Source organism: Pseudomonas sp. GW822-FHT03F04 (assembly GCF_058801405.1).
The window spans coordinates 499,676-522,519 of the sequence record NZ_JBXANF010000003.1; the positions used below are offsets into that span (position 1 = coordinate 499,676).

The window sequence follows — 22,844 nt, forward strand, 5'->3', positions numbered from 1 at the left end:
CTCTCTTGTCGGTCTTGAAATGGGTGTCGATTGCTACGCAAATCTATTGCCGGGACGGGCGAGGCCAAGGTTCTGGCGCAAGGTCCGGCCCTCGTATTCGGTTCTGAACAGTCCGCGCCGTTGCAGTTCCGGGACCACGCCATTGGCGAAGTCTTCGAGCCCGCCGGGCAAGTGCGGCACCAGCACGTTGAAACCGTCTGCCGCGCCCTGCTCGAACCATTCCTGCAAGCGGTCGGCAATCTGCGCCGGCGTGCCGACGACGCTGTAATGCCCGCGACCGCCGGCGATTCGGCGGCCCAGTTCGGCCAGGGTCAGATGCTCGCGACCGGCCAGTTCTGTCAGCAGTTTCTGCCGGCTCTGCTGGCCGCTGTCGGTCAGCGGCAATTCCGGCAGCGGCCCGTCCAACGGGTACTTCGACAGGTCGAAGTTGCCCAGCATACGCCCAAGCAGGGCGACACCAACCTCGGGTTCGACCAATTGCTGAAACGTTTCACATTTTTCCTGCGCTTCGGCTTCCGTCTGCCCGACGACGACAAACACACCGGGCATGATTTTCAGTGAGTCGGCGCTGCGTCCGTACTTCGGCAAGCGTCCCTTGAGGTCGGCGTAAAACGCCTGGGCGCTGGCCAGTGAGGTCTGCGCGGTGAACACTACTTCGGCCGTCTGCGCCGCCAGTTCACGCCCGGTTTCCGACGAGCCGGCCTGCACGATCACCGGCTGACCCTGTGGCGAACGTGCGACGTTCAGCGGGCCCTTGACCCGGAAGTGCTCACCGACGTGATCCAGCACGTGCAATTTTTCCGGGTCGTAATACGCTCCGCTGGCCTTGTCGCGGAGGAAGGCGTCGTCCTGCCAACTGTCCCAAAGTCCGGTGACCACCTGATGAAACTCCCGGGCGCGGCTGTAGCGTTCGGCATGGCCGATGTGTTCGTCGCGGCCGAAATTCTGCGCTTCGGCGGCGTTGTCCGAGGTCACCAGATTCCACCCCGCTCGCCCGCCCGAGAGGTGATCGAGCGAAGCGAATTTACGCGCCACGTGATACGGCTCGTTGTAGCTGGTAGTGGCGGTGGCGATCAGGCCGATGCGTTCGGTCACGGCGCTCAAGGCCGAGAGCAACGTCAGCGGCTCGAAGTGATCCGAACGGGCCATCCGGCTGGCGATGTCCTGGGTCGGCGCAGCGACGCTGTCGGCGACGAACAACGTATCGAACTTCGCTGCCTCGGCAATCTGCGCCAGACGTTTGTAATGGGCGAAATCCAGCCCGGCGTTGGCCGGCACATCCGGATGACGCCACGCGGCGACGTGGTGCCCGGTGGCCATGAGAAACGCGCCGAGTTTCAGCTGTCTGCTCATCTCAGAAGTCCTTGCGCAGTTGCACGCCGAAGTAGCGCTCGTCGTCGCGAGGCACGGCGCGGTAGATGTAATTGCCACCGCTGGCGAGCAACGGCGAATACGACTTGTCGGTGAGGTTCTTGCCCAGCAATGCCACGCGCCAGCCGTTGGTGTAATCGGCCAGGGCGACGCTGGCATTCCAGAGGCCGTAGGCGCCCTGCTTGGTGTCGGTGTTCTGGCTGATGTCGTACTGCACTTCGCTCTGCCAGCTGTAGTCGGTGCCGAGTTCGATATCCAGGCCGTTTTCCAGCGGGATGGTGTAGTCGGCCCGCACGTAGCTTTTCCAGTCCGGGCTGAACGGCAGCGGTTTGCCATTGACGTTGCAAGACGCCGCCGCACCCGCCGGGCAGGCGAACTGGTCGATGCGGGCGCGGGTGTAAGCCAGCGCTCCGGAGAACTTCAGTTGCTGGGTCGCCTGCAAGGTGTAATCGAGTTCCACGCCTTCGGTGCTGACGCTGCCGGCGTTGATCAGGCGCGTTACCACTTGGCCTGCGACGGTGTCGAAAAAGTTCGCCTGATAGTTGTCGTAGTCGCTGTGGAAAACCGCGAGGTTGGTGGTCAGGCGATTGTTCCACGACGAAGCTTTGATCCCCGCCTCCCAGGTGTTGGAGGTTTCCGGTTTCAGTGCTTCGGTATCGCGCGGCTGCATGTTGAAGAACACGTTGTAGGCCGGGCCTTTGTAGCCGCGCGAGTAGGTCAGATAAGTGGTGACGGTATCGCTCAGGTCGTACTGCAAACCGAGCCGACCGGACCAGCCGTCCTCGTCCACCGAGCCAGAGCTGCTGGTCGCCGGTTGAATGCCGCTGACCGTGGTTGCAGAAGTGGAAACGCGACGGTGATCGTATTCCAGATCGTCGTGGGTATAGCGCAGGCCGGCGATGCCACGGAAGTCCGAGGTGAAATTCAGCGTGCTTTCGCCGAACACCGCGTAGCTGTCGCTGGTGGTGCTGTAATCGGCGACGCCGCGATCAGTCCGCGTGGTGGTGGTCAACGTGCGCTGATAGGTCTCGTCATCCTTGCCGTGCATGTAGAACAGGCCGCCGACGTATTCGAGGAATTCGCCTTTCGGCGAAGCCAGCCGCAGCTCCTGCGAGTACTGGTCGAAGGCCAGATCGCCCTTGTCCGCCGTGCCGGGGAACGCGGCCGTCACCGTGCCGAGGCGGTCGCCGTCCTGATACTGGGTGTTGTCCCAGCCACGCCACGCGGTGATCGACGTCAGGGTGTAATCGCCCAGTTGCCAGTCGAGCTGGCCGGACAGGCCCTTGTTGGTGTCTTCGACGTGGGTGCGGGTGTCGGTGTTGATGTCGCGGTTGTGGCTGGTGGCGCTGACCGGACTCAGCGCGTTGGCGAAGGCCGGGGTCAACGACTTGGTGACGACGCCGTTGGGGCCGTCATCGTGGGACTGCATGTAGTCGACGATCAGGGTGAAGGTGACGTCGTCGTTCGGGGTGAATTCCAGTTTGCCGCGTACACCGCGATGGTTGTAACCGTTGACCTCCTGGCCATTGTGCTTGTTATCGACGTTGCCGTCGTAAGTGCCGAACAAGGTGCTGATCGAACCCTTGAGCGTGTCCGGAATCAGGCTGCCGCCAATGCCGAAACGGGTGCGGCTTTCGTTGCCGCTGTAGTACGACTGATCGATGTAACCGTGGGTCTCGGCGGTCGGCGCCTTGCTGGTGATGTTCAGCACGCCGGCCGACGCGTTTTTGCCGAACAGCGTGCCTTGCGGGCCACGTAGAACTTCGACGCGCTCCAGATCCAGCAGATCGAGGGTCGACTGGCCAGGACGGGCGTAGACCACGCCGTCAATCACCGTGGCCACCGTCGGCTCGACGCCCGGCGAGGTGGAAATCGTCCCCACGCCACGCACGAACAACGAGGTGTCCTTGTTCGATGCGCCAGTGCGGAAATTCAGCGACGGCACTTGCTGGACGATGCTCGCCACGCTGTTGCGGTTGTCGCGTTCCAGTTGCTCGCCGTCGATCACCGACACCGCCACCGGGACCTTTTGCAGCGACTCTTCGCGGCGGGTGGCGGTGACCGTGACGGACTTGAGTGTCGGCTCCTGATCGGAGCTGTAGGCGGCGAACGCGGCGGGCAGCGGCAGCGCGGCCAGCCCGGTGAGTAGCCAGCCCGCAGCGCGGATCGATTGCGCCAGTTTGTGTGTCGCCCCAGGAATGTTGTGCATGTTTGCCCGCTCGAAAAGTTGCCCTGAACCGCTGCCGTTCTGCGACGACAGCGCCTGTCTCGGTGTCTTGGGCATTCGCTCGAGCGAGTAGCAGACAACGCGCCTTGTTAGCGCTAACATCGCCAGTATTGGCAAGCCGGACATAGACCGTCCAATACTGAAAAATTACTTTTATATGCGTTTTGGTTTTTAAGAAGGATCGAGCCTTGAGCGAAGAAAAGCCCCGCAAACGCCGTGGCGCCGGTCGCGTGACCCTCAACGCGGTGGCGCGCCAGGCCGGTGTTTCGGCAATCACCGTGTCGCGCTATTTCAACCAGCCGGAACAGGTCTCGCCCGAACGCCGCGAGCGGATCGCGGCGGTGGTCGCCGAGCTGGGTTATGTGCCGAATCTGGTGGCCGGCGGGCTCGCCTCAGCGCGGGGGAAAATCGTCGGCATGGTGATCCCGAACATCTCCGGGCCGATCTTCGCCAACACCATTCAAGGCTTCAGCGACACCCTCAGCCGCCACGGTTATCAGTTGCTGCTGGCCTCGAGTTACTTCAGCGCCGAGCAGGAAGAAAACGCGGTACGGGCCTTCCTCGGCTGGTCGCCGGCGGCGCTGGTGGTCACCAGTCACTTTCACAGCGCGGGCACGGAAAAGATGCTCGCCGAAGCGGATATCCCGGTGATCGAAACCTGGGATTACCAGCCGGATCGCGAGCCGATGCAGATCGGTTTTTCGCACTTCGAGGTGGGTGTCAGCGCCGCTCGTTATCTGCACGGCAAAGGCTATCGGCGAATCGCCTTCGTGCAGAACAGCGCACCCGGCGACTTCAGCGCACTGGAACGCCGCGACGGTTACGCAGCGACCGTCCGCGAGTTCGGTCTGGAACCGTGGGTATTCGCACCAGATGCCGATCGCGCCCCGTTCGAGGCCGGCAAGCAAGCGATGGAAGCGCTGATGAACACCTCACCGCGCCCGGACGCCATCATCTTCGCCAACGACAACCTCGCCGCCGGCGGCCTGCTCGCCGGGCAACGGGCCGGCCTCAAGATTCCCGAAGACTGCGCCGTCCTCGGCTTCGGCGACTACCCGTTCGCCGAGATGCTGCTGCCGAGTCTGAGCACGATCAAACCGCCGGCGCTGGAGATCGGCGTTCTGGCGGCGACGCGAGTACTGGAAAGTCTGGGCGTGCTGCCGAGCGATGAGGTGCAGCGGTTGAATCTGCTGCAATGCACGGTCATTGAGCGGGAAAGTACCTGATGAGCACAGCGTGGGCTGAGTTGGCTATGCTCTAGGTGATACCGCACATCCCGCAGGGGCGACCATGCACACCGCAATCATCATCTTCTTCGGCCTGATCCTGCTGGCGCTGATGTTCTATATCGGCGAGCGCATCGGCTTCAGCCGGCAGACGCTGGCCTACGGCTTCGCGGCGTTGTGGCTGGCGTTGACGGTGATCAATGGCGCGGTCGGCGTGGTGCACGCCGGGCAGCCGCTGGGGTCGGAGATCGCGATTGGCAGCGCCGTGTTCGGCGTGCCGATCGCCGCGATGGTTTTGTTCATGGTGCTGAGCGCCGAGACCTGAATCCGTCCCGGCGCCCTGCCCCGATCAACGCACCAGATGCAGGAACTGCATGTGCCGTTCGTACTGGTCGAGGATGTCGTTGATGATCTGTTCTTTCGTGTAACCGACCAGATCGTAGTCCTGGCTGCCCTCGCTCAGGTGCACTTCGGCGCGGTAGTAGCGGCGGTTGTTAAGCTGCTTGGAACCCATGCCACCACGAGCGAACGATGGCGTGAAGTAGCCACGCATCTGCACCTGGTAGATGAACGGGTGCAACTCACCATGGCCGATTTCCAGGCTGACGCTGTCATGGGCCGGGTCCGGTTGGGTGACCACGTTCAGACCTTTCTCGACGAACACCGCGGTCACTTCTTCGATGGCCGGTTTTACCGTGGTGTCCATGAAGCGGTACACCTCGTCCCGCGACGGGAAGTGCACGGCCTGACTCAGGCGCTGGCGCCAGCCACCCTTGCCACGTCGTGAACCGGACACAGGCGCCAGCGAATGCAGTTGCGCGATCTGCTTCTGCGATTCCAGATAGAACGCCTTGTGCAGCCCCCACATCATCAGCAGCAGAATCAGCGAGAACGGCAGCGAGGTCAGCACCACCGCTGACTTCAGCGCATCGATGCTGCCGGAAAACAGCAGCGCACTGGTGATCAGTGCGGTCATCGCACCCCAGAACACCCGCAGCCATTTCGGTCCGTCTTCATCCGGGTTGCCACCCTTGGCCGACAGGGTCGAGAGCACTACCGTGCCGGAGTCGGCGGAGGTGACGAAGAACACGAAGCTGATGAACACCGTCACCGCGATGACAGTTTTGCTCCACGGGTAGGTTTCCAGCAGCAGGTAAAGGGTCATCGACGGGTTGTCGAGGGCCGACATGCCCAGTGCCGACATGCCGTGATTGAGCACCTGATCGATGGCGCTATTGCCGAAGATCGACATCCACGCCAGGGTGAAACCGAGCGGAATCAGCAGCACGCCGAAGACGAATTCGCGGATGGTCCGGCCACGGGAAATCCGTGCGATGAACAGGCCCACGAATGGCGACCATGCGATCCACCAGGCCCAGTAGAACACCGTCCAGCCACCGAGCCAGTCGCTCGGTTTGTCGTAGGCGTAGAGGTCGAAACTCTTCATCGGCAACGCGCCGAGGTAGTCGCCGAGGTTCTGGATCAGGGTGTTGAGCAAATGCTGGGTGGGACCGGCGAACAACACGAACAGCAGCAGCGCACAGGCCAGCAGCATGTTGATGTCGGACATGACCCGCACGCCCTTATCTACACCGGAGACGGCGACGATGATCGCCGCGCCCATCATCAGCGTGATCAGGCCGACCTGAATCCACTGGGTGTGGGCGATGCCGAACAGGTAGTCCAGACCGGAATTGAGGTGCAACACGCCGAAGCCCATGTCCGCACCGAGACCGAACACCGTGGCGATGATGCCGAAGCCGTCCACCGCGTAGCCGATGGGGCCGTTGATGCGTTTGCCGATCAGCGGGTACAGCGCCGAACGCAGGGCCAGTGGCAGGTTGTGCCGATAGGCGAAATACGCCAGCGCCATGCCGACGAAAGCGAACACGCCCCAGCCGTGCAGGCCCCAGTGCAGAAACAGAATCTGCATCGCCTGACGCGCCGCATCCGCCGTGCCGGCCTCGCCTTGCGGCGGCTGGAGCATGTGGGTCAGCGGCTCGGACACACAGAAGAAAAACAGCGTGATGCTGATCCCGGCGGCGAACAGCATGCCGGCCCAGGACAGGTAACTGAATTCGGGTTCGTCGTGGTCGGCACCGAGTTTGATCTTGCCGTAGCCCGATAACGCGGTGACCACCACGAAGACCAGATACAGGGTCATCGCGAGCATGTAGTACCAGCCGACCGTATTGGCCGCCCAGTTTTGCGCTTCAAGGAGCCAGGCACCGGCCTGTTCCGGCATGGCGATGACAACCAGGCCAAACAGCAGAATCACTGTCGCGGCGAACCAGAACACCGGCGGATTCATGCGTACCAGGCCGCTGGCGGGGGTGGACGATGCACTCATGAACGGTGCACCTCAAGGGGTTGGAAAATGGCTGAAATGATCGGACTCAGCAAAGGCAAGCCTCCTGTTGTGAGCGGGCAGCGAGCTACCGGTTTAACTTGAATGAACGTTCAAGTTAAACATGGATAGCACGCTAAGGACTAATCGCAGGGCTCAGCGGTCGCTTTCGTAAGCTAGCTCAAGGAGGGGTATGACGCTGTGGCGAGGGCGTTCGTTCCCACCTCGCGCGGGAACGAACGGACAGGAAAATTACTTCTGCGTCCCGTCATCATGCTGCAGGTTGGCCTGGGTCAGGTTGCACCCGGCCGGCACGCTGCGGGTCAGCCATACGTTGCCGCCGATGGTCGAACCCTGGCCGATGGTGATGCGCCCGAGAATCGTCGCGCCGGCGTAAATCACCACGTCGTCCTCGACAATCGGATGCCTAGGATGGCCCTTCTGCAACTGGCCGTCCTCGTCCGCCGGGAAGCGTTTGGCGCCGAGGGTCACTGCCTGATAGATCCTGACGCGCTCGCCGATGATCGCGGTCTCGCCGATCACCACGCCGGTCCCGTGGTCGATGAAGAAACTGCGGCCGATCTGCGCGCCCGGATGGATATCGATACCGGTCGCCGAGTGGGCGATTTCCGAACTGATCCGCGCCAGCAACGGCAGACCCGCGCGATACAAATGGTGCGCCAGACGATGGTGGATCACCGCCAGAATCCCCGGATAGCACAGCAGCACTTCATCGACGCTGCGCGCCGCCGGATCACCGTGATAGGCGGCCAGCACGTCGGTGTCGAGCAGGCTGCGCAGGCCCGGCAATGCGAGGGCGAAGTCCTGGATGATCCTGATCGCCTGCGCCTCGACTTCGGTGTCGGCCCGGGCACTGTGACGGGCGACGTAACGCAGTTCGAGTCGCGCCTGCGCCAGCAATGCATTCAACGCAACGTCGAGGGTGTGACCGACGTAAAAATCTTCACTTTCTTCTCGTAGATCAACCGGCCCCAGACGCATCGGGAACAACGCGCCGCACAAGGCTTCGAGAATCTGCGCCATCGCATCACGGGACGGCAATTCGCGCCCGCCCTGTTCGCCGCTGGCGCGGCCATTTTGTGTGCGCCACTGATCCCGGGCGGTACGCAGTTGGCTGACGATGGTCTGCAATTGCCAATGGCTGGAACGCTCGCTCACGGTAAAGACTCCTCACGGGCGGCCGGACTGTCTGGCCGCGTCAACGGCCACTACTTTACGGCAACGCCTAGGAGGCGAATTAAGAACCGATAGTGCTGGCCTAAGCACATTTGGCTATAAGCGATTGGCGGTTGCCCCGGTAAATCGGCGTGCCTATAGTCCTGACATCTCCTTGCATCAGTACGGACTCATGATCAAACAACAGCTGGACCGCTTTAACCGCCTCGACCTGCTCGGCCAACCGACCCCACTGGAAAAGCTCGAGCGCCTGTCCACCTGGCTCGGCCGCGATGTCTACATCAAGCGCGATGACCTGACGCCGCTGGCCATGGGCGGCAACAAGCTGCGCAAGCTCGAATACCTCGCCGCCGACGCCCTCGCCCAAGGCGCGGACACGCTGATCACCGCCGGCGCACTGCAATCGAACCACGTTCGCCAGACCGCTGCGCTGGCCGCGAAACTCGGCCTGGGCTGCGTGGCGCTGCTGGAAAATCCGCTGGGCACCGATGACAGCAACTACACCGGCAACGGCAACCGCCTGCTGCTGGATCTGTTCGACACCAAAGTCGAACTGGTCGACAACCTCGACAACGCCGACGAACAACTGGCCGCCCTCGCCGTGCGCCTGCGCAGCAACGGCAAGAAGCCGTATCTGGTGCCGATCGGTGGTTCCAACGCCCTCGGCGCACTGGGTTACGTACGCGCCGGCCTGGAGCTGGCGGAACAGATCAAGGACACCGGCCTGCAATTTTCCGCCGTGGTGCTCGCCTCGGGCAGCGCCGGCACGCACAGCGGCCTGGCACTGGCCTTGAGCGAAGCGCTGCCGCAACTGCCGGTGATCGGCGTGACCGTCTCGCGCAGCGAAGAAGATCAGCGCCCGAAAGTGCAGGGCCTGGCGGAACGCACTGCCGACCTGCTGGGCGTGGCGCTGCCGGAGAGTTTCAAGGTCGAGTTGTGGGACGAATACTTCGGCCCGCGCTATGGCGAGCCAAATGCCGGGACATTGGCGGCCGTGAAACTGCTGGCGAGTCAGGACGCCGTGTTGCTGGATCCGGTCTACACCGGCAAGGCCATGGCCGGGTTGCTCGACGGCATCGGTCGCGGGCGTTTCGACGACGGCCCGATCATTTTCCTGCACACCGGCGGAGCCCCGGCGCTGTTTGCCTACAAGGATTTTCTCTAGGCTGAAGCGCGTTCCCGCGCCCTGCGTGGGAACGCTCAGCGTCGGCTCGAATGCATATTCATTAAATGCATAACAAATAGAAAATTCATTATTTTCCATTCTAAAAGAACCGTCTTATAGTCTCGCCGCAGGCGAATTTCGCGAGAGACGCATAAGCTGCTTTAAGGCAGGATAGCGCTGTCGTTCAACTCCCGGATTCGCCAACTTTCCTTAAGCGTCTTCCATAAGAAAACACAGGGGCTTGTCATGATTCTTTCCGCACTACGTCGAAATCTGCTGGTAGGTTCGCTGGGCCTGGCACTGAGCGCCGGTCTGATCAGCAGCGCCGTTGCCGGTGAGCAACTGCAACAGATCAAGGACAAAGGCGTTATCAACGTCGGCCTGGAAGGCACTTATCCACCGTTCAGCTTCGTTGATGCCGACGGCAAGCTGTCGGGCTTCGAAGTTGAACTGTCCGAAGCCCTGGCCAAGAAGCTGGGCGTCAAGGCCAAGATTCAGCCAACCAAGTGGGACGGCATCCTCGCCGCGCTGGAATCCAAGCGTCTGGACGTTGTGGTCAACCAAGTGACCATCTCCGACGAGCGCAAGAAGAAGTATGACTTCTCCGAGCCGTACACCATCTCCGGGATTCAGGCGCTGGTACTGAAGGACAAGGAAGCTGCGCTGAACATCAAGTCCGCCGCTGACCTGTCCGGCAAGAAAGTCGGCGTAGGCCTGGGCACCAACTACGAGCAATGGGTTCGCGCCAACGTGCCGGGTGCCGACGTGCGCACCTATGACGATGATCCGACCAAGTTCGCCGACCTGAACAACGGTCGTACCGACGCGATTCTGATCGACCGTCTGGCCGCGCTCGAATACGCCAAGAAAGCACCGAAAACCGTAGCGGCCGGTCAGGCGTTCTCCCGTCAGGAATCCGGTATTGCCCTGCGCAAAGGCGAGCCTGAGCTGCTGGCGGCCGTGAACAAGGCCCTCGACGAGCTGCGTGCCGACGGGACCCTGGCCAAGATCTCGGAAAAATACTTCCAAGCTGACGTCACTAAATAATGGAAGCAGCTTTCCAACTCGCACTGGACTCCGCGCCCTTTCTGCTCAAGGGCGCGTACTACACGGTAGTCCTCAGCCTCGGCGGCATGTTCTTCGGCCTGCTGCTGGGCTTTGGCCTGGCGCTGATGCGCCTGTCGCGTTTCAAATCGGTCAGCTGGCTGGCCCGCATCTACGTGTCGTTCTTTCGCGGCACGCCATTGCTGGTCCAACTGTTCGTGATCTATTACGGCTTGCCGCAAATGGGTCTGGAACTCGATCCGCTGCCGGCGGCCCTGATCGGCTTCTCGCTGAACATGGCCGCTTACGCCTGTGAAATCCTGCGGTCCGCGATCGGTTCGATCGAACGAGGCCAGTGGGAAGCGGCTGCGAGCATCGGCATGACCCGCGCGCAGACCCTGCGCCGGGCCATCCTGCCGCAAGCGATGCGCACGGCGTTGCCGCCGCTGGGCAACAGCTTCATTTCACTGGTCAAGGACACCGCGCTGGCTGCCACCATCCAGGTGCCGGAGCTGTTCCGTCAGGCACAACTGATTACCGCCCGGACTTTCGAAGTCTTCACCATGTATCTTGCCGCCGCGCTGATCTACTGGATTCTGGCCACAGTGCTGTCGCACTTCCAGAACAAGTTGGAAGAGCGGGTCAATCGGCACGACCAGGAGTCCTGACCCCATGATTGTCGTGGAAAAACTGACAAAGCAGTTCAAGGGTCAAGTCGTGCTCAACGGCATCGATCTTGAAGTGAAGGAAGGCGAGGTCGTGGCGATCATCGGCCCCAGCGGTTCGGGCAAGACCACGTTCCTGCGCTGCCTGAACTTCCTCGAACAACCCACCAGCGGCCGGATCAAGGTCGGCGATATCGAGATCGATACCAGCCGCCCGCTGAACCAGCAGCAAAGCCTGGTGCGCAACCTGCGCCAGCATGTGGGCTTCGTGTTCCAGAACTTCAACCTGTTCCCCCACCGCACCGCCCTGGAAAACGTCATCGAAGGCCCGATCGTGGTCAAGAAGATGCACCGCGACGCAGCCATTGCCCTGGGCAAGAAGCTGCTGGCCAAGGTCGGCCTGGCGGGCAAGGAAGACGCCTACCCACGGCGCCTGTCCGGTGGCCAGCAACAGCGCGTGGCGATTGCCCGGGCGCTGGCGATGGAGCCGGAAGTGATCCTGTTCGACGAGCCTACATCGGCCCTCGACCCGGAACTGGTCGGCGAAGTACTGGCGACCATTCGCGGCCTGGCCGAAGAAAAACGCACCATGGTTATCGTGACTCACGAAATGGCGTTCGCCCGTGACGTGGCCAACCGCGTGGTGTTTTTCGACAAGGGTGTGATCGTCGAGCAAGGCGAAGCCAAGGCACTGTTTGCCAATCCGAAAGAAGAACGCACACGACAGTTTCTCAGCAAGTTCCGCAACAACGGCTGATAACTTCGCAAGTGCTATCACTCACTTCCATGGATGGAAGTAGTGTTTTCCCCGCCATACAATCCCCCTCCAAAAATAAACAATAAAACCCTTCAAAGCGCAGTACGTATATATCTCCTGCAACACGCTCCCTGTGCGTAAAATTCGCCGCGTCTTGACTTTCCGCTTCGGTAGAACTCACAGCGAAACAGGCTGAAAACCGCAGCAATCTGTAGCTCTCTTCCTTACAAAGCCTAGGCTGACAGCCGCGACAATGTAGGAACCTTCTGATTAATCCGTAATTCACGGATTAACTAACCCACTCGCTTGACACCTCTTCCGGCGAACTCTTATCTAGTCTCCAACCGGCACACGCTAGTTCAACAAGACACTTTCAAACTTGTACGGAACTCCGAAGTTTTATTGCCGGGTAATTCACGCCATTCGTTCTTTCGAAAACGGACTTCGCTGCAAGGCTTCAAGGAGAGAAACCGATGACCTGCATTTCAAACACCCCGCTGCTGGCACCACCGACCCTGGAAAAATCCCACGGGGCCGGTATCAACCTCATGGGAGCCGCCAACCTGACGGTCGACATCGTGCCTTGGCACGACATGGACAGTGGCGACCTGATCGAGCTGTTCTGGGATGGCTGCTACGTCGCTTCCCGCGTGCTGAATGCCGGGGATGTCGGAAGCACGGTCAGCCTGCGGGTGCCGGAAAGCTTCATCATCAGCGGTTCGCCGCGCGTGCATTACCGGGTCATGCAGGTCGGAAGAAACCCGGCGCTGTCGGCCAGCGCGCAGTTCCAGGTCAAGCTCGACTGCCCGGGCGGGCAATTCGCGGCAGGCTGCGCGGAGGAAAACCAGTACCTGCTGCCGGTCAGTCTTCCCGAGGTCATTCGCCGACGCGGGATCAACCCGAACCAGATCAAGCGCGGCGTTCCCCTGACTATCGAGCCTTACCTGAACATGGCCGAGGGTGACGAAATCACCCTGCGCTGGGGCGATGTACGCATGGATCTGCCGCGTATTACCCAATCCGATATCGGTTACGGCATTCAGGTCTGGGTGCCCCCGGCAATCATCGTCGAAGCCGGCGAAGACCTGCGGCTGGATGTGACCTATTGCATCATCGACCGGGTCGGCAACAACTCGCGTTGGGCACCATCACAGACGCTGAAAATCGGTTGCGTGAATCCTTATCTGAAAGTGCCCTTGAGGCAGATTCCCATGGCCGCGGAGCGTAAAGCCGAGTGAGCTTTTGATCTTCTATGCATATTCCTAAAAGTTAGTTTATTTAATATTTATACGCGCTTAGGGTATATGAACCGGACCACCGGACATTCTTTCGTTCGCCGCACTTTTGCGGCGTTTTTCATGAGATGTGAGGTAGGTAACATGGTCCGGAACACAATCACCCCAGTGCAAATCGCCAGGGCATTGCGTGCAGCCAAGGAGTGGCACTGATGTCCAGTCTGGCAGACGCAAACGTCCAGAGTGACCTGGACATCGCCCCGCTGTTGTTGCCCGCGCAAGTGCTGCGCAACGACGCTCAAGCCATCAAGGCTGCACATGAACTGGCGCAAGTCGCCCGCGTGCAGGCCGCCAAACGTGACCGCCAGCGCAAGCTGCCGTGGTCGGAAGTCGAACAGTTCACCCGCAGCGGACTGGGCAGCATCGCGATTCCGCGCGAGTACGGCGGCCCGCAGGTTTCCTTCGTCACCCTGGCCGAGGTGTTCGCGATCATTTCCGCGGCCGACCCGGCACTGGGACAGATCCCGCAGAACCAGTTCGGCATCATCAACCTGATCCTCGGCAGCGCCACCGAAGAGCAGAAAAAACAATTGCTGCAGAGCGTGCTCGAAGGCTGGCGCATCGGTAACGCCGGGCCTGAACGCGGCACCAAAGACACCCTGGAGCTGAAAGCGCGCATCACCGCCGATGGCGATGACTACGTGATCAACGGCCAGAAGTTCTATTCCACCGGCGCCCTCTTCGCCCACTGGGTCGCGGTCAAGGCACTCAACGATGACGGCAGGCAAGTGCTGGCCTTCGTCCGTCGTGGCACACCGGGCCTGCGCATCGTCGATGACTGGTCGGGTTTCGGCCAACGCACCACCGCCAGCGGCACAATCCTGCTGAACAACGTGCGGGTCGATGCTGGTCTTGTGGTGGACAACTGGAAGATCAACGAAAAGCCCAACACCCAGGGCGCGGTGTCGCAGCTGATTCAGGCAGCAATCGACGCCGGCATCGCCCGTGGCGCCATCGATGACGCCATCGAATTCGTCAAGACCCGCGCCCGGCCGTGGATCGATGCCAAGGTCGAACGCGCCAGCGATGACCTCTACGTGATCGCCGACATCGGCAAACTGAAAATCGAACTGCACGCCGCCGAAGTGCTGCTGCGCAAGGCCGGTCAGGTGCTGGATCAGGTGCACGCCGCGCCGCTCACCGCCGAGTCCGCCGCCCGCGCCTCGATTGCCGTGGCCGAAGCCAAGGTGCTGACCACCGAGATCTCGCTGCTGGCCAGCGAAAAGCTCTTCGAACTGGCCGGCAGCCGCGCCACCCTCGCCGAATTCAACCTCGACCGTCACTGGCGCAACGCACGGGTGCACACCTTGCACGACCCGGTGCGCTGGAAGTACCACGCGGTCGGCGCCTATCGCCTCAACGGCAAGTTGCCGGCTCGCCATTCCTGGATCTGACGACCAGAACACTTTTGACCAGATCTCTGGAGAAACACATGACTCTTTCTCATCCCGTCGCGGTCATCACCAGCGACGAGCAAGCCCTGATCGTCGCCAGCGACCTGGCCGAAGACTTCCAGCGCGACAGCAACCTGCGCGACCGCGAACGCCGCCTGCCGCTGCCGGAACTCGACGTGTTTTCCCGCTCCGGCCTGTGGGGCATCAGCGTGCCCAAGGAATACGGCGGCGCCGGCGTGTCCAACGTGACCCTGGCCAACGTCATCGCCCTGATCGCCCGGGCCGATGGCTCGCTCGGGCAGATTCCGCAGAACCATTTCTATGCCCTCGAAGTACTCCGGGTGAATGGCAGCCACGAGCAGAAACAACGTCTGTACGCCGAAGTCCTCGCCGGCCAGCGCTTCGGCAATGCCCTGGCAGAACTGGGCACCAAGACTGCCCACGATCGGGTTACCAGCCTGAAACGCGACGGCAGCGGTTATCGCATCAACGGTCGCAAGTTTTATGCAACCGGCGCCATTTACGCCCAACGCATCCCGACCTCAGTGGTCGATGAAGACGGAGTGCAGCAACTGGCGTTTGTCCCGCGTGACAGCAAAGGCCTGACGGTGATCGACGACTGGAGCGGCTTCGGCCAGCGCACCACCGGCAGTGGTTCGGTGGTGTTCGAGGACGTGTATGTCGCCGCCGAAGATGTCATTCCGTTCCAGAGCGCTTTCGAACGCCCGACCACCGTCGGCCCGCTGGCGCAGATTCTTCACGCCGCCATCGACACCGGCATCGCCCGCGCCGCCTACGAAGATGCGCTGCACTTCGTGCGCAGCAAGACCCGGCCATGGATCGACTCGGGCAACGACAAAGCCACCGAAGACCCACTGACCCTCAAGAGTTTCGGCCACTTGAGCATCCGCCTGCACGCCACCGAAGCCCTGCTCGAACGCGCCGGCGAATTCCTCGATGCGGCCCAGGCCGAGAGCAACGCCGAGACGGTTGCAGCAGCCTCGATTGCCGTCGCTGAAGCACGGGCGATCAGCACTGAAATTTCTCTGGCCGCCGGCAGCACGTTGTTCGAACTGGCCGGCAGCCAGGCCACCCTGATCGAGCACGGCCTCGACCGTCACTGGCGCAACGCCCGGGTGCACACCCTGCACGACCCGGTGCGCTGGAAGTATCACGCGGTCGGCAATTACTACCTCAACGATGAAAACCCTCCGCTGCGAGGGACCATCTGATGAGCAAGAAAAAGATCCTGCTCAATGCGTTCAACATGAACTGCATCGGCCACATCAACCACGGGTTGTGGACCCACCCACGGGACACCTCGACCCAATACAAGACCATTGAATACTGGACCGAACTGGCGCAATTGCTGGAGCGTGGGCTGTTCGACGGGTTGTTCATCGCCGACATCGTCGGCGTGTACGACGTCTACCAGAACTCGGTGGACGTCACCCTGAAAGAGTCGATCCAGCTGCCGGTCAACGATCCGCTGCTGCTGGTGTCGGCCATGTCAGCGGTGACCAAAAATCTGGGTTTCGGCCTGACCGCCAACCTCACCTACGAGCCGCCGTATCTGTTCGCCCGACGCATGTCGACCCTCGATCACCTGAGCCGTGGACGGGTGGGCTGGAACATCGTCACCGGTTATCTGGACAGCGCCGCCAAGGCCATGGGCCTGAGTGAACAGGTCGAACATGACCGGCGTTACGACCAGGCCGACGAGTACCTCGAAGTCCTCTACAAACTCTGGGAAGGCAGCTGGGAAGACGGTGCAGTGCTCAACGATCCGCAGCAGCGGATCTACGCGCAGCCAGACAAAGTGCACAAGGTCGAGCACAAGGGCGAGTTCTATCAGGTCGAGGGTTATCACCTGTGCGAACCGTCACCGCAGCGTACGCCGGTGCTGTTCCAGGCCGGCAGTTCGGATCGCGGTCTGCTGTTCGCCGGGCGTCATGCCGAGTGCGTGTTCATCAGCGGTCAGAACAAACCGTCGACCAAAGTACAGGTGGACAAGGTCCGCGCCAGTGCCGTCGAGGCAGGTCGCAATCTCGAGGACATCAAGGTGTTCATGGGCCTGAACGTGATCGTCGGCGAGACCGAAGAAGCGGCCTGGGCCAAGCATGCCGAATACCTGAGCTACGCCAGCGCCGAAGCGGGCGTGGCGCATTTTTCGGCGTCCACCGGCATCGATTTTTCCCAGTACGAAATCGACGAGCCCATCCAGTACGTCAAGAGCAACGCAATCCAGTCCGCCACCAAAAACCTGCAGAACAACGACTGGACCCGCCGCAAGTTGCTCGACCAGCACGCCCTCGGCGGGCGCTACATCACGGTGGTCGGCTCGCCGCAGCAAGTGGCGGATGAACTGGAATCGTGGATCGCCGAAACCGGCCTCGACGGCTTCAACCTGACCCGCATCGTCACCCCGGAAAGCTATGTGGATTTCATCGATCTGGTGATTCCGGAACTGCAACGGCGCGGCTCGTACAAGACCGCGTACGACACCGGCAGTCTGCGGGAAAAACTGTTTCACGGCGAAGCGCATCTGCCGCAGCAGCACACCGGTGCCCACTACCGACACACCTCCTCGCACTGACTGGAAAACCACCATGACCAAGAAACGCCTGTCCCACCCAGTCAAAGCACTGGCCCTGGCCTTCGGCCTGTTCAGCTCGGCGGTTTTCGCCGCCGACGCGCCGTTGAAAATCGGCACCACAGCCGCGTTCGCGATTCCGCTGGAGGCCGCCGTCGAGGAAGCCTCCAAACAAGGCCTGAAAGTCGAGCTCGTGGAGTTCACCGACTGGATCGCGCCGAACGTCAGCCTCGCCGCCGGCGACATCGACGTGAACTACTTCCAGCACATCCCGTTCCTGGAAAACGCCAAGGCGGCCTCCGGTTTCGACCTGGTGCCGTTCGCCCCGGGGATCATCAACAACGTCGGCCTGTACTCGAAGAAATACAAAAGCTTCGCTGAGCTGCCGGAGGGCGCCAGCGTCGCCATCGCCAACGACCCGATCAACAGCGGTCGCGGCCTGCAACTGCTGGCCAAGGCCGGTCTGATCACGTTGAAACCGGGTGTCGGCTACAAGGCCACCGAAGACGACATCGTCGCCAACCCGAAGAAGATCAAGATCCTGCAAGTCGAAGCCGTGCAACTGGTACGCGCCTACGATGACGCCGATCTGGTCCAGGGCTACCCGGCCTACATCCGTCTGGCGAAGACCTTCGATGCAGGCTCTGCGCTGCTGTTCGACGGCCTCGACCACAAGGAATACGTGATCCAGTTCGTGATCCAGCCGAAGAGCAAGACCGATCCGCGTCTGATCAAGTTCGTCGACATCTACCAGCATTCGCCGGCCGTACGCGCCGCGCTGGATAAAGCCCACGGCAAGCTGTACCAGGCCGGTTGGGAAAGCTGAGGATGACCGCGGCCATTCAACGGCGACTGGATCTTCCAGAGCCACCCGCGCTGGCACAGCGCACCGAGCTGCATCCCGAGCTGAACCGCGCCCATGTGCGTTTCGTCGGGCTCGGCAAAACCTACGACGGCAAGCAAGGCCCGGTCGCAGCCCTGCAAGACATCGACCTGGCGATCCAGCGCGGTGAAGTGTTCGGCATCATCGGTCGCAGCGGCGCCGGCAAGTCGTCGCTGATCCGCACCATCAACCGCCTCGAACAACCGACCTCGGGCCGGGTGCTGATCGATCAGGTGGACATCGGCGAGTACGACGAGGATCGCCTCGTCGCCCTGCGTCGGCGGATCGGCATGATCTTCCAGCACTTCAATCTGATGTCGGCAAAAACGGTGTGGCAGAACGTCGAACTGCCGCTGAAAGTCGCCGGTGTCCCGAAGGAGCAACGGGAAAAAAAGGTTCGCGAACTGCTGGAGCTGGTGGGCCTGCAAGCCAAGCACAAGGCGTATCCGGCGCAGCTGTCCGGCGGGCAGAAACAGCGCGTCGGCATCGCCCGCGCACTGGTGCACGACCCGGACATTCTGCTGTGTGACGAAGCCACTTCAGCGCTGGATCCGGAAACCACTCAGTCGATCCTCGGCCTGCTGCGCGAGATCAACAAACGCCTGGGCCTGACCATCGTACTGATCACTCACGAGATGGCCGTGATCCGCGAAATCTGCGACCGCGTCGTCGTGCTGGAACACGGGCGCATCGTCGAGCAAGGCCCGGTCTGGGAAGTGTTCGGCAACCCGCAGCACGAAGTCAGCCAGACCTTGCTCGCACCGCTGCAACACGCCTTGCCCGAAGAATTGCAAAGCCGTTTGCAGGCGCAACCATCGTCGTCCTATGCCTCTGTGGTGTTGCGCTTGCAGTTCACCGGCAGCCAGCAGGACGAACCGGATCTGGCCGCGCTGTTCGCCGCGCTCGGCGGTCGGGTGAAATTGCTGCAGGGCGGTGTGGAACGGATTCAGGGGCACGCGCTCGGGCAACTGTTGCTGGTGGTGGCAGGCTCGAAGCTGAACGCCGAGGAATTGCGCCAGCGTGCCAGCCAATGGGCACAACGCACGGAGGTGCTGGGCTATGTGGTTTGATCGCTTGTTGCAGGGTTTCATCGATACGTTTCTGATGGTCGGCGTTTCATCGCTGATCGCGCTGCTGGCGGGTATTCCGATGGCAGTGATTCTGGTCACCAGCGACAAGGGCGGGATCTACGAAGCGCCGGTGCTGAATCGCGCGCTGGGCGCGTTCGTGAATCTGTTTCGCTCGATTCCGTTCCTGATCCTGATGGTCGCGCTGATCCCGTTCACCCGGCTGATCGTCGGCACCACCTACGGAGTGTGGGCGGCCGTAGTGCCGTTGACCATCGCGGCCACGCCGTTCTTTGCGCGGATTGCCGAGGTGAGCCTGCGCGAAGTCGACCACGGCTTGATCGAAGCCGCGCAAGCCATGGGGTGCCGACGCTGGCACATCATCTGGCACGTGTTGTTGCCTGAAGCGCTACCGGGGATCGTTGGCGGTTTCACCATCACCCTGGTGACGATGATCAACTCATCGGCCATGGCCGGGGCGATTGGCGCTGGCGGTCTGGGCGACATCGCTTATCGCTACGGCTATCAACGCTTTGATAGCCAGATCATGCTGACCGTGATCGTGCTGCTGGTGGCGCTGGTAGCGGTGATTCAGCTGGGTGGCGATCGTCTGGCACGAGGGTTGAACAAGCGCTGAACTGCATGGCGTATAGTCGGCAACATCCATTGCCAGCGCAGTCCGACCATGAAGCAGACCCCCACCGATCTGGAACAGATCACCTCCACTACCCTCGGCCACTACAACGCGGTGGCCGAGGATTTTCGTGAAGGCACCCGCGACCACGATGTCAGCCAGAACATCGATGCACTGCTGCGGCACATTCACGCTGAGGCGCCGTTTTCCATCCTCGATTTCGGCTGTGGACCTGGGCGGGATTTGCAGACCTTCACGCGCATGGGTCACGTCGCCGTCGGCCTCGACGGCGCGGAAAAATTCGCGCAGATGGCCCGGGAAGACAGCGGCTGCGAGGTGTGGTGCCAGGATTTTCTGAAGCTGGATCTGCCGGCAGAACGCTTCGACGGCATCTTCGCCAATGCAGTGCTGTTTCATGTGCCGTTGCAGGAATTGCCACGGGTTCTGCAGCAGTTACACGGGACACTGAAGCCGGGTGGGGTGTTGTTCAGTTCCAACCCGCGTGGGGATAACCGTGAAGGCTGGAATGGGCCGCGTTATGGCTCGTACCACGATCTTGAAGCCTGGCGCGGATTGCTGACCGCTGTCGGGTTCGTGGAACTTGAGCATTACTACCGACCGGCGGGGCTGCCGCGTGAGCAGCAGCCTTGGTTGGCCAGTGTCTGGCGCAAGGCCTGAAACTCAGGGCCTCGCTTCAACCTGAAACCAGGTTGGCGCACTCCCCGGCGAGCGCACCATGATGCTTCGCCCGGGCACTGTCTGCCCCTGCACCTCATGCGCCTGCACATCAAAATTGGCCAGCAATCGCGTGCCGTCTTCAAAGGATGTCTGCTGAACCAGCCGGTCCGCGCTCAACCATTCGAAACCGGTGAGCGCCTGGGTTGCCAGACGTTCATGCAAAGGCCGGAAGAATGCATCCTGACGGGCAATCTGCGGCAATCGCTGCGCAAGCGTGTCGACACTGAGGTGATACAGCGGCGCAACGTTGTAGAGCAACTGCGCGAGTTCGTTGTCCGCCCGTACATTGGTCAGCTTCAGGCTATCGAACAGCCAGTGGTGGGACGTGATCACCGAGCCATGGAACACCGCTTGGTACATCGGCAAACGGCTGGCCGGATCAAAGTGAATACGTCGCAACGACTCCTTGATCGGCACAGGTTTGAAGAAAACCTCTGGCTGCTCCGGCGGATACCACTTGCCTGCAAAGTACCTGGACTTGGGGTTCTTGCTCATTTCGGCATCGCCCCAACCGATCACCGGCGTCTGCATGCCATGGGCGAACAACACGCCTTGCGCGGTCGTTGCGTTGCCATCCTCGGAACCGGCGGGCAGTTTCAGGACTTCATTGATCCAGCGCGATGCCCCGATGTTGCCTTCGGCATTCTGTGCCTGGGTCATCGTTGCTCCGAGACGGTAGCTGTCGAACAGCATGCCGGTGGCATAGGCATCGAGAAACCAGCTGTTGAAACCGGCGGCGTCGCGAATGGCCGCGACCCGCTGCTCAAGCAGCGGTCGCACGCAACGGGGGTCGGTGTAATGCCCCGATTGCTGGAAGCCGCTTTTCAGCGTTCCGTCGCTCTTCACGATTGCGCACTCAAGATTTGCCCTGTCCCCCAGATGTGCGGTGGTCCAATCAGGGTTCTCGCTACGGCTCAGCGCCGTTTCATAAGAATCGTACGGCGCGATCAGATAACCCGCCGCCACGCCGGCCTTGATCGTCTCGGGGTGCCAGAGGCCACCCTCCCAGCCCTCACCCAGTCCCAACCACAAACGAGACAACCCGGCGTTCTGTAATTGCTTGATCGTATCCAGCGACAAGGTGCTGCCCCAGCGCTCGGGTTCAGGCGTCAGCGCCTCACCGAGGTGGGCTGCCACTTGTGCGCGCACATCAGCGTAACCGTTGACCAGAGCCTGCATGTCCGGCACGCCCCGGGCCTGCCAGGTCTTGCGCGCCAGGGTATTCAGGGCGTGATTGAGACTGCGCAAAAGTACGGTTTTCTGATAGCGGTTCAACTCCCCGCCAGTGGCAAGGATCTGCAACGCTTCACGATCCATTCCCGCTTTCAGCCCACTGGCCAGCGAGCCACCACCGCGCAAGGTGTCGAGCAGCACGGACCAACTGCGCACATCTTTGGCTCCCAGCAGGTCGTTACCCCACAGGTACAGATGACTGGCGCCCGGCAGTCGCCTCGCCTCAGGTGTTTTCGTGAATTTGCTGCTCAAGGTTTCATAACGACCGTTATCGATCAACCATTGCCGGTAGCGCCTGGCGCCGGCCAACGGGTCGGTTGCCCCGAGAAACAGCGTGAACGTCAATGGCGTCGACGGATCGAGTGAGGTGAAGCGATGCCGGGCGGACAGCGCCAGAGTCTTGCCTTCGGCGCTGAACAACAGTCGATTGTTGTAGGGATTGGACATCAGCCAATGCAGGCTGAATCCATCATGTTCAACACCCCAAAGCGGCAAACTCAGATCCTGCGTGGTATTGAATTCGCCCTGATTCAAAAGAAACGAATGCCACACCGGATCGCCGCGCGGAACGTAGTGCCCCTCGGCCAGAGGCCAGATCAGCCCCTTGCCCATCGCGCTGGCGGGCTGACGGAGAAACTCCAGTTCTGCGGGCTCACGCGCCGTGATCGAGAAGGACAGATCACGTTGATCGAGCGTGGCGCTGAGGGTCCAGGCTCCGTCATCCCATTGCCAGTCGATGCGGTTGTCGCGCCTGATCAACTGACTGACCTTGTGCGGGGCAATCCCCGTCGACGCCTGCACCGTCTCGCGGCCCGCTGGGGTGATACGGACAGCCAGCGTTGCCGGATCGAGTTGCACGCGCCACAACGAGTTTTCCAATAACGTGTCGGCCCAGGACTGGGACGACAGGCATAAACCGACAATCAGCAATAACGCGCGCAGCCAGCAAGTAACGGTAGGCATCAGACGTCCCTTCTCCTAAAGGAGGAGGGACGTTAACCGAATACG

At 61.4% G+C, this 22,844-nt stretch carries 19 protein-coding genes; 14 read left to right on the top strand and 5 right to left on the bottom strand.

The genetic code is table 11. The features are described 5' to 3' along the window. Positions 1-33 precede the first annotated feature (33 nt). Positions 34-1,353, bottom strand: coding sequence for an LLM class flavin-dependent oxidoreductase (locus AC1RMX_RS08920; RefSeq protein WP_493071497.1), 1,320 nt, complete (start codon positions 1,351-1,353; stop codon positions 34-36). Position 1,354: 1 nt separating this feature from the next. Next, complete coding sequence (locus tag AC1RMX_RS08925; RefSeq protein ID WP_493071499.1) at positions 1,355-3,580, bottom strand: TonB-dependent receptor; 2,226 nt, start codon at positions 3,578-3,580, stop codon at positions 1,355-1,357. 206 nt (positions 3,581-3,786) lie between these two features. Between AC1RMX_RS08925 and AC1RMX_RS08930 the strand changes: the two genes are divergently transcribed. Then, entirely contained in the window at positions 3,787-4,824 is a 1,038-nt protein-coding gene (locus AC1RMX_RS08930) for a LacI family DNA-binding transcriptional regulator (RefSeq protein ID WP_493071501.1), read from the top strand. 64 nt (positions 4,825-4,888) lie between these two features. Further along, positions 4,889-5,149: a hypothetical protein gene (locus AC1RMX_RS08935; RefSeq protein WP_096821896.1), complete on the top strand. Its 261-nt coding sequence runs from the start codon at positions 4,889-4,891 to the stop codon at positions 5,147-5,149. Positions 5,150-5,173: 24 nt separating this feature from the next. Here AC1RMX_RS08935 and betT read toward each other — a convergent pair whose 3' ends face one another. Together betT and epsC are read right to left on the bottom strand one after the other, a co-directional pair. Then, a complete protein-coding gene (betT, locus tag AC1RMX_RS08940) occupies positions 5,174-7,135 on the bottom strand; it encodes a choline transporter BetT (protein WP_173861336.1) in 1,962 nt (653 codons plus the stop codon). A 288-nt stretch (positions 7,136-7,423) separates the two neighbouring features. Continuing rightward, complete coding sequence (gene epsC, locus AC1RMX_RS08945) at positions 7,424-8,350, bottom strand: serine O-acetyltransferase EpsC (protein ID WP_096821894.1); 927 nt, start codon at positions 8,348-8,350, stop codon at positions 7,424-7,426. Positions 8,351-8,540: 190 nt separating this feature from the next. On the opposite strand from epsC, the gene AC1RMX_RS08950 reads away from it, so the two are divergent. From AC1RMX_RS08950 to AC1RMX_RS09005, 12 genes are all read left to right on the top strand, one after another. After that, positions 8,541-9,533 carry a D-cysteine desulfhydrase gene (locus AC1RMX_RS08950; protein ID WP_096821893.1) on the top strand — a complete coding sequence of 331 codons (993 nt, stop codon included), beginning with the start codon at positions 8,541-8,543 and terminating at the stop codon, positions 9,531-9,533. Positions 9,534-9,779: 246 nt separating this feature from the next. Then, positions 9,780-10,580, top strand: a complete 801-nt coding sequence (gene tcyJ / locus AC1RMX_RS08955) for a cystine ABC transporter substrate-binding protein (RefSeq protein ID WP_096821892.1) — start codon at positions 9,780-9,782, stop codon at positions 10,578-10,580. After that, a complete protein-coding gene (tcyL, locus tag AC1RMX_RS08960; protein ID WP_085733348.1) occupies positions 10,580-11,245 on the top strand; it encodes a cystine ABC transporter permease in 666 nt (221 codons plus the stop codon). The genes tcyJ and tcyL overlap by 1 nt, the downstream gene beginning before the upstream one ends. A gap of 4 nt (positions 11,246-11,249) precedes the next feature. Then, entirely contained in the window at positions 11,250-11,999 is a 750-nt protein-coding gene (gene tcyN / locus AC1RMX_RS08965; protein ID WP_493071503.1) for an L-cystine ABC transporter ATP-binding protein TcyN, read from the top strand. 473 nt (positions 12,000-12,472) lie between these two features. Continuing rightward, the gene (locus AC1RMX_RS08970; protein WP_493071505.1) at positions 12,473-13,237 is read left to right on the top strand and encodes a hypothetical protein; all 765 of its coding nucleotides are present in this window, start codon (positions 12,473-12,475) and stop codon (positions 13,235-13,237) included. 209 nt (positions 13,238-13,446) lie between these two features. Continuing rightward, entirely contained in the window at positions 13,447-14,688 is a 1,242-nt protein-coding gene (locus AC1RMX_RS08975) for an SfnB family sulfur acquisition oxidoreductase (RefSeq protein WP_493071507.1), read from the top strand. 38 nt (positions 14,689-14,726) lie between these two features. After that, the gene (locus AC1RMX_RS08980) at positions 14,727-15,920 is read left to right on the top strand and encodes an SfnB family sulfur acquisition oxidoreductase (protein WP_096821888.1); all 1,194 of its coding nucleotides are present in this window, start codon (positions 14,727-14,729) and stop codon (positions 15,918-15,920) included. Next, complete coding sequence (locus AC1RMX_RS08985) at positions 15,920-17,284, top strand: LLM class flavin-dependent oxidoreductase (RefSeq protein WP_493071509.1); 1,365 nt, start codon at positions 15,920-15,922, stop codon at positions 17,282-17,284. Before AC1RMX_RS08980 ends, AC1RMX_RS08985 begins: the two co-directional genes overlap by 1 nt. A 13-nt stretch (positions 17,285-17,297) precedes the next feature. Then, on the top strand, positions 17,298-18,107 hold the full coding sequence (locus tag AC1RMX_RS08990) for a MetQ/NlpA family ABC transporter substrate-binding protein (protein WP_096821886.1): 810 nt from the start codon (positions 17,298-17,300) through the stop codon (positions 18,105-18,107). Between the two features lie 2 nt (positions 18,108-18,109). Then, a complete protein-coding gene (locus AC1RMX_RS08995) occupies positions 18,110-19,234 on the top strand; it encodes a methionine ABC transporter ATP-binding protein (protein WP_493071511.1) in 1,125 nt (374 codons plus the stop codon). Further along, a complete protein-coding gene (locus AC1RMX_RS09000; RefSeq protein WP_096821885.1) occupies positions 19,224-19,868 on the top strand; it encodes a methionine ABC transporter permease in 645 nt (214 codons plus the stop codon). Before AC1RMX_RS08995 ends, AC1RMX_RS09000 begins: the two co-directional genes overlap by 11 nt. A 48-nt stretch (positions 19,869-19,916) precedes the next feature. Then, on the top strand, positions 19,917-20,543 hold the full coding sequence (locus tag AC1RMX_RS09005; RefSeq protein WP_493071513.1) for a class I SAM-dependent methyltransferase: 627 nt from the start codon (positions 19,917-19,919) through the stop codon (positions 20,541-20,543). Between the two features lie 3 nt (positions 20,544-20,546). Here the strand turns inward: AC1RMX_RS09005 and AC1RMX_RS09010 are convergent, their stop codons facing one another. Next, positions 20,547-22,799: a glycoside hydrolase gene (locus AC1RMX_RS09010; protein ID WP_493071515.1), complete on the bottom strand. Its 2,253-nt coding sequence runs from the start codon at positions 22,797-22,799 to the stop codon at positions 20,547-20,549. Positions 22,800-22,844: the final 45 nt, after the last annotated feature.

Bases quoted from the DNA above. Each gene is read 5' to 3' on its own strand.
- AC1RMX_RS08995 (WP_493071511.1), top strand. From the start codon at position 18,110: ATGACCGCGGCCATTCAACGGCGACTGGATCTTCCAGAGCCACCCGCG.
- AC1RMX_RS08975 (WP_493071507.1), top strand. From the start codon at position 13,447: ATGTCCAGTCTGGCAGACGCAAACGTCCAGAGTGACCTGGACATCGCC.
- AC1RMX_RS08990 (WP_096821886.1), top strand. From the start codon at position 17,298: ATGACCAAGAAACGCCTGTCCCACCCAGTCAAAGCACTGGCCCTGGCC.
- AC1RMX_RS09000 (WP_096821885.1), top strand. From the start codon at position 19,224: ATGTGGTTTGATCGCTTGTTGCAGGGTTTCATCGATACGTTTCTGATG.
- AC1RMX_RS08920 (WP_493071497.1), bottom strand. From the start codon at position 1,353: ATGAGCAGACAGCTGAAACTCGGCGCGTTTCTCATGGCCACCGGGCAC.
- betT (WP_173861336.1), bottom strand. From the start codon at position 7,135: ATGAATCCGCCGGTGTTCTGGTTCGCCGCGACAGTGATTCTGCTGTTT.
- AC1RMX_RS09005 (WP_493071513.1), top strand. From the start codon at position 19,917: ATGAAGCAGACCCCCACCGATCTGGAACAGATCACCTCCACTACCCTC.
- AC1RMX_RS09010 (WP_493071515.1), bottom strand. From the start codon at position 22,799: ATGCCTACCGTTACTTGCTGGCTGCGCGCGTTATTGCTGATTGTCGGT.
- AC1RMX_RS08935 (WP_096821896.1), top strand. From the start codon at position 4,889: ATGCACACCGCAATCATCATCTTCTTCGGCCTGATCCTGCTGGCGCTG.
- AC1RMX_RS08985 (WP_493071509.1), top strand. From the start codon at position 15,920: ATGAGCAAGAAAAAGATCCTGCTCAATGCGTTCAACATGAACTGCATC.
- tcyJ (WP_096821892.1), top strand. From the start codon at position 9,780: ATGATTCTTTCCGCACTACGTCGAAATCTGCTGGTAGGTTCGCTGGGC.
- AC1RMX_RS08925 (WP_493071499.1), bottom strand. From the start codon at position 3,580: ATGCACAACATTCCTGGGGCGACACACAAACTGGCGCAATCGATCCGC.
- tcyL (WP_085733348.1), top strand. From the start codon at position 10,580: ATGGAAGCAGCTTTCCAACTCGCACTGGACTCCGCGCCCTTTCTGCTC.
- AC1RMX_RS08950 (WP_096821893.1), top strand. From the start codon at position 8,541: ATGATCAAACAACAGCTGGACCGCTTTAACCGCCTCGACCTGCTCGGC.
- AC1RMX_RS08980 (WP_096821888.1), top strand. From the start codon at position 14,727: ATGACTCTTTCTCATCCCGTCGCGGTCATCACCAGCGACGAGCAAGCC.
- AC1RMX_RS08970 (WP_493071505.1), top strand. From the start codon at position 12,473: ATGACCTGCATTTCAAACACCCCGCTGCTGGCACCACCGACCCTGGAA.
- tcyN (WP_493071503.1), top strand. From the start codon at position 11,250: ATGATTGTCGTGGAAAAACTGACAAAGCAGTTCAAGGGTCAAGTCGTG.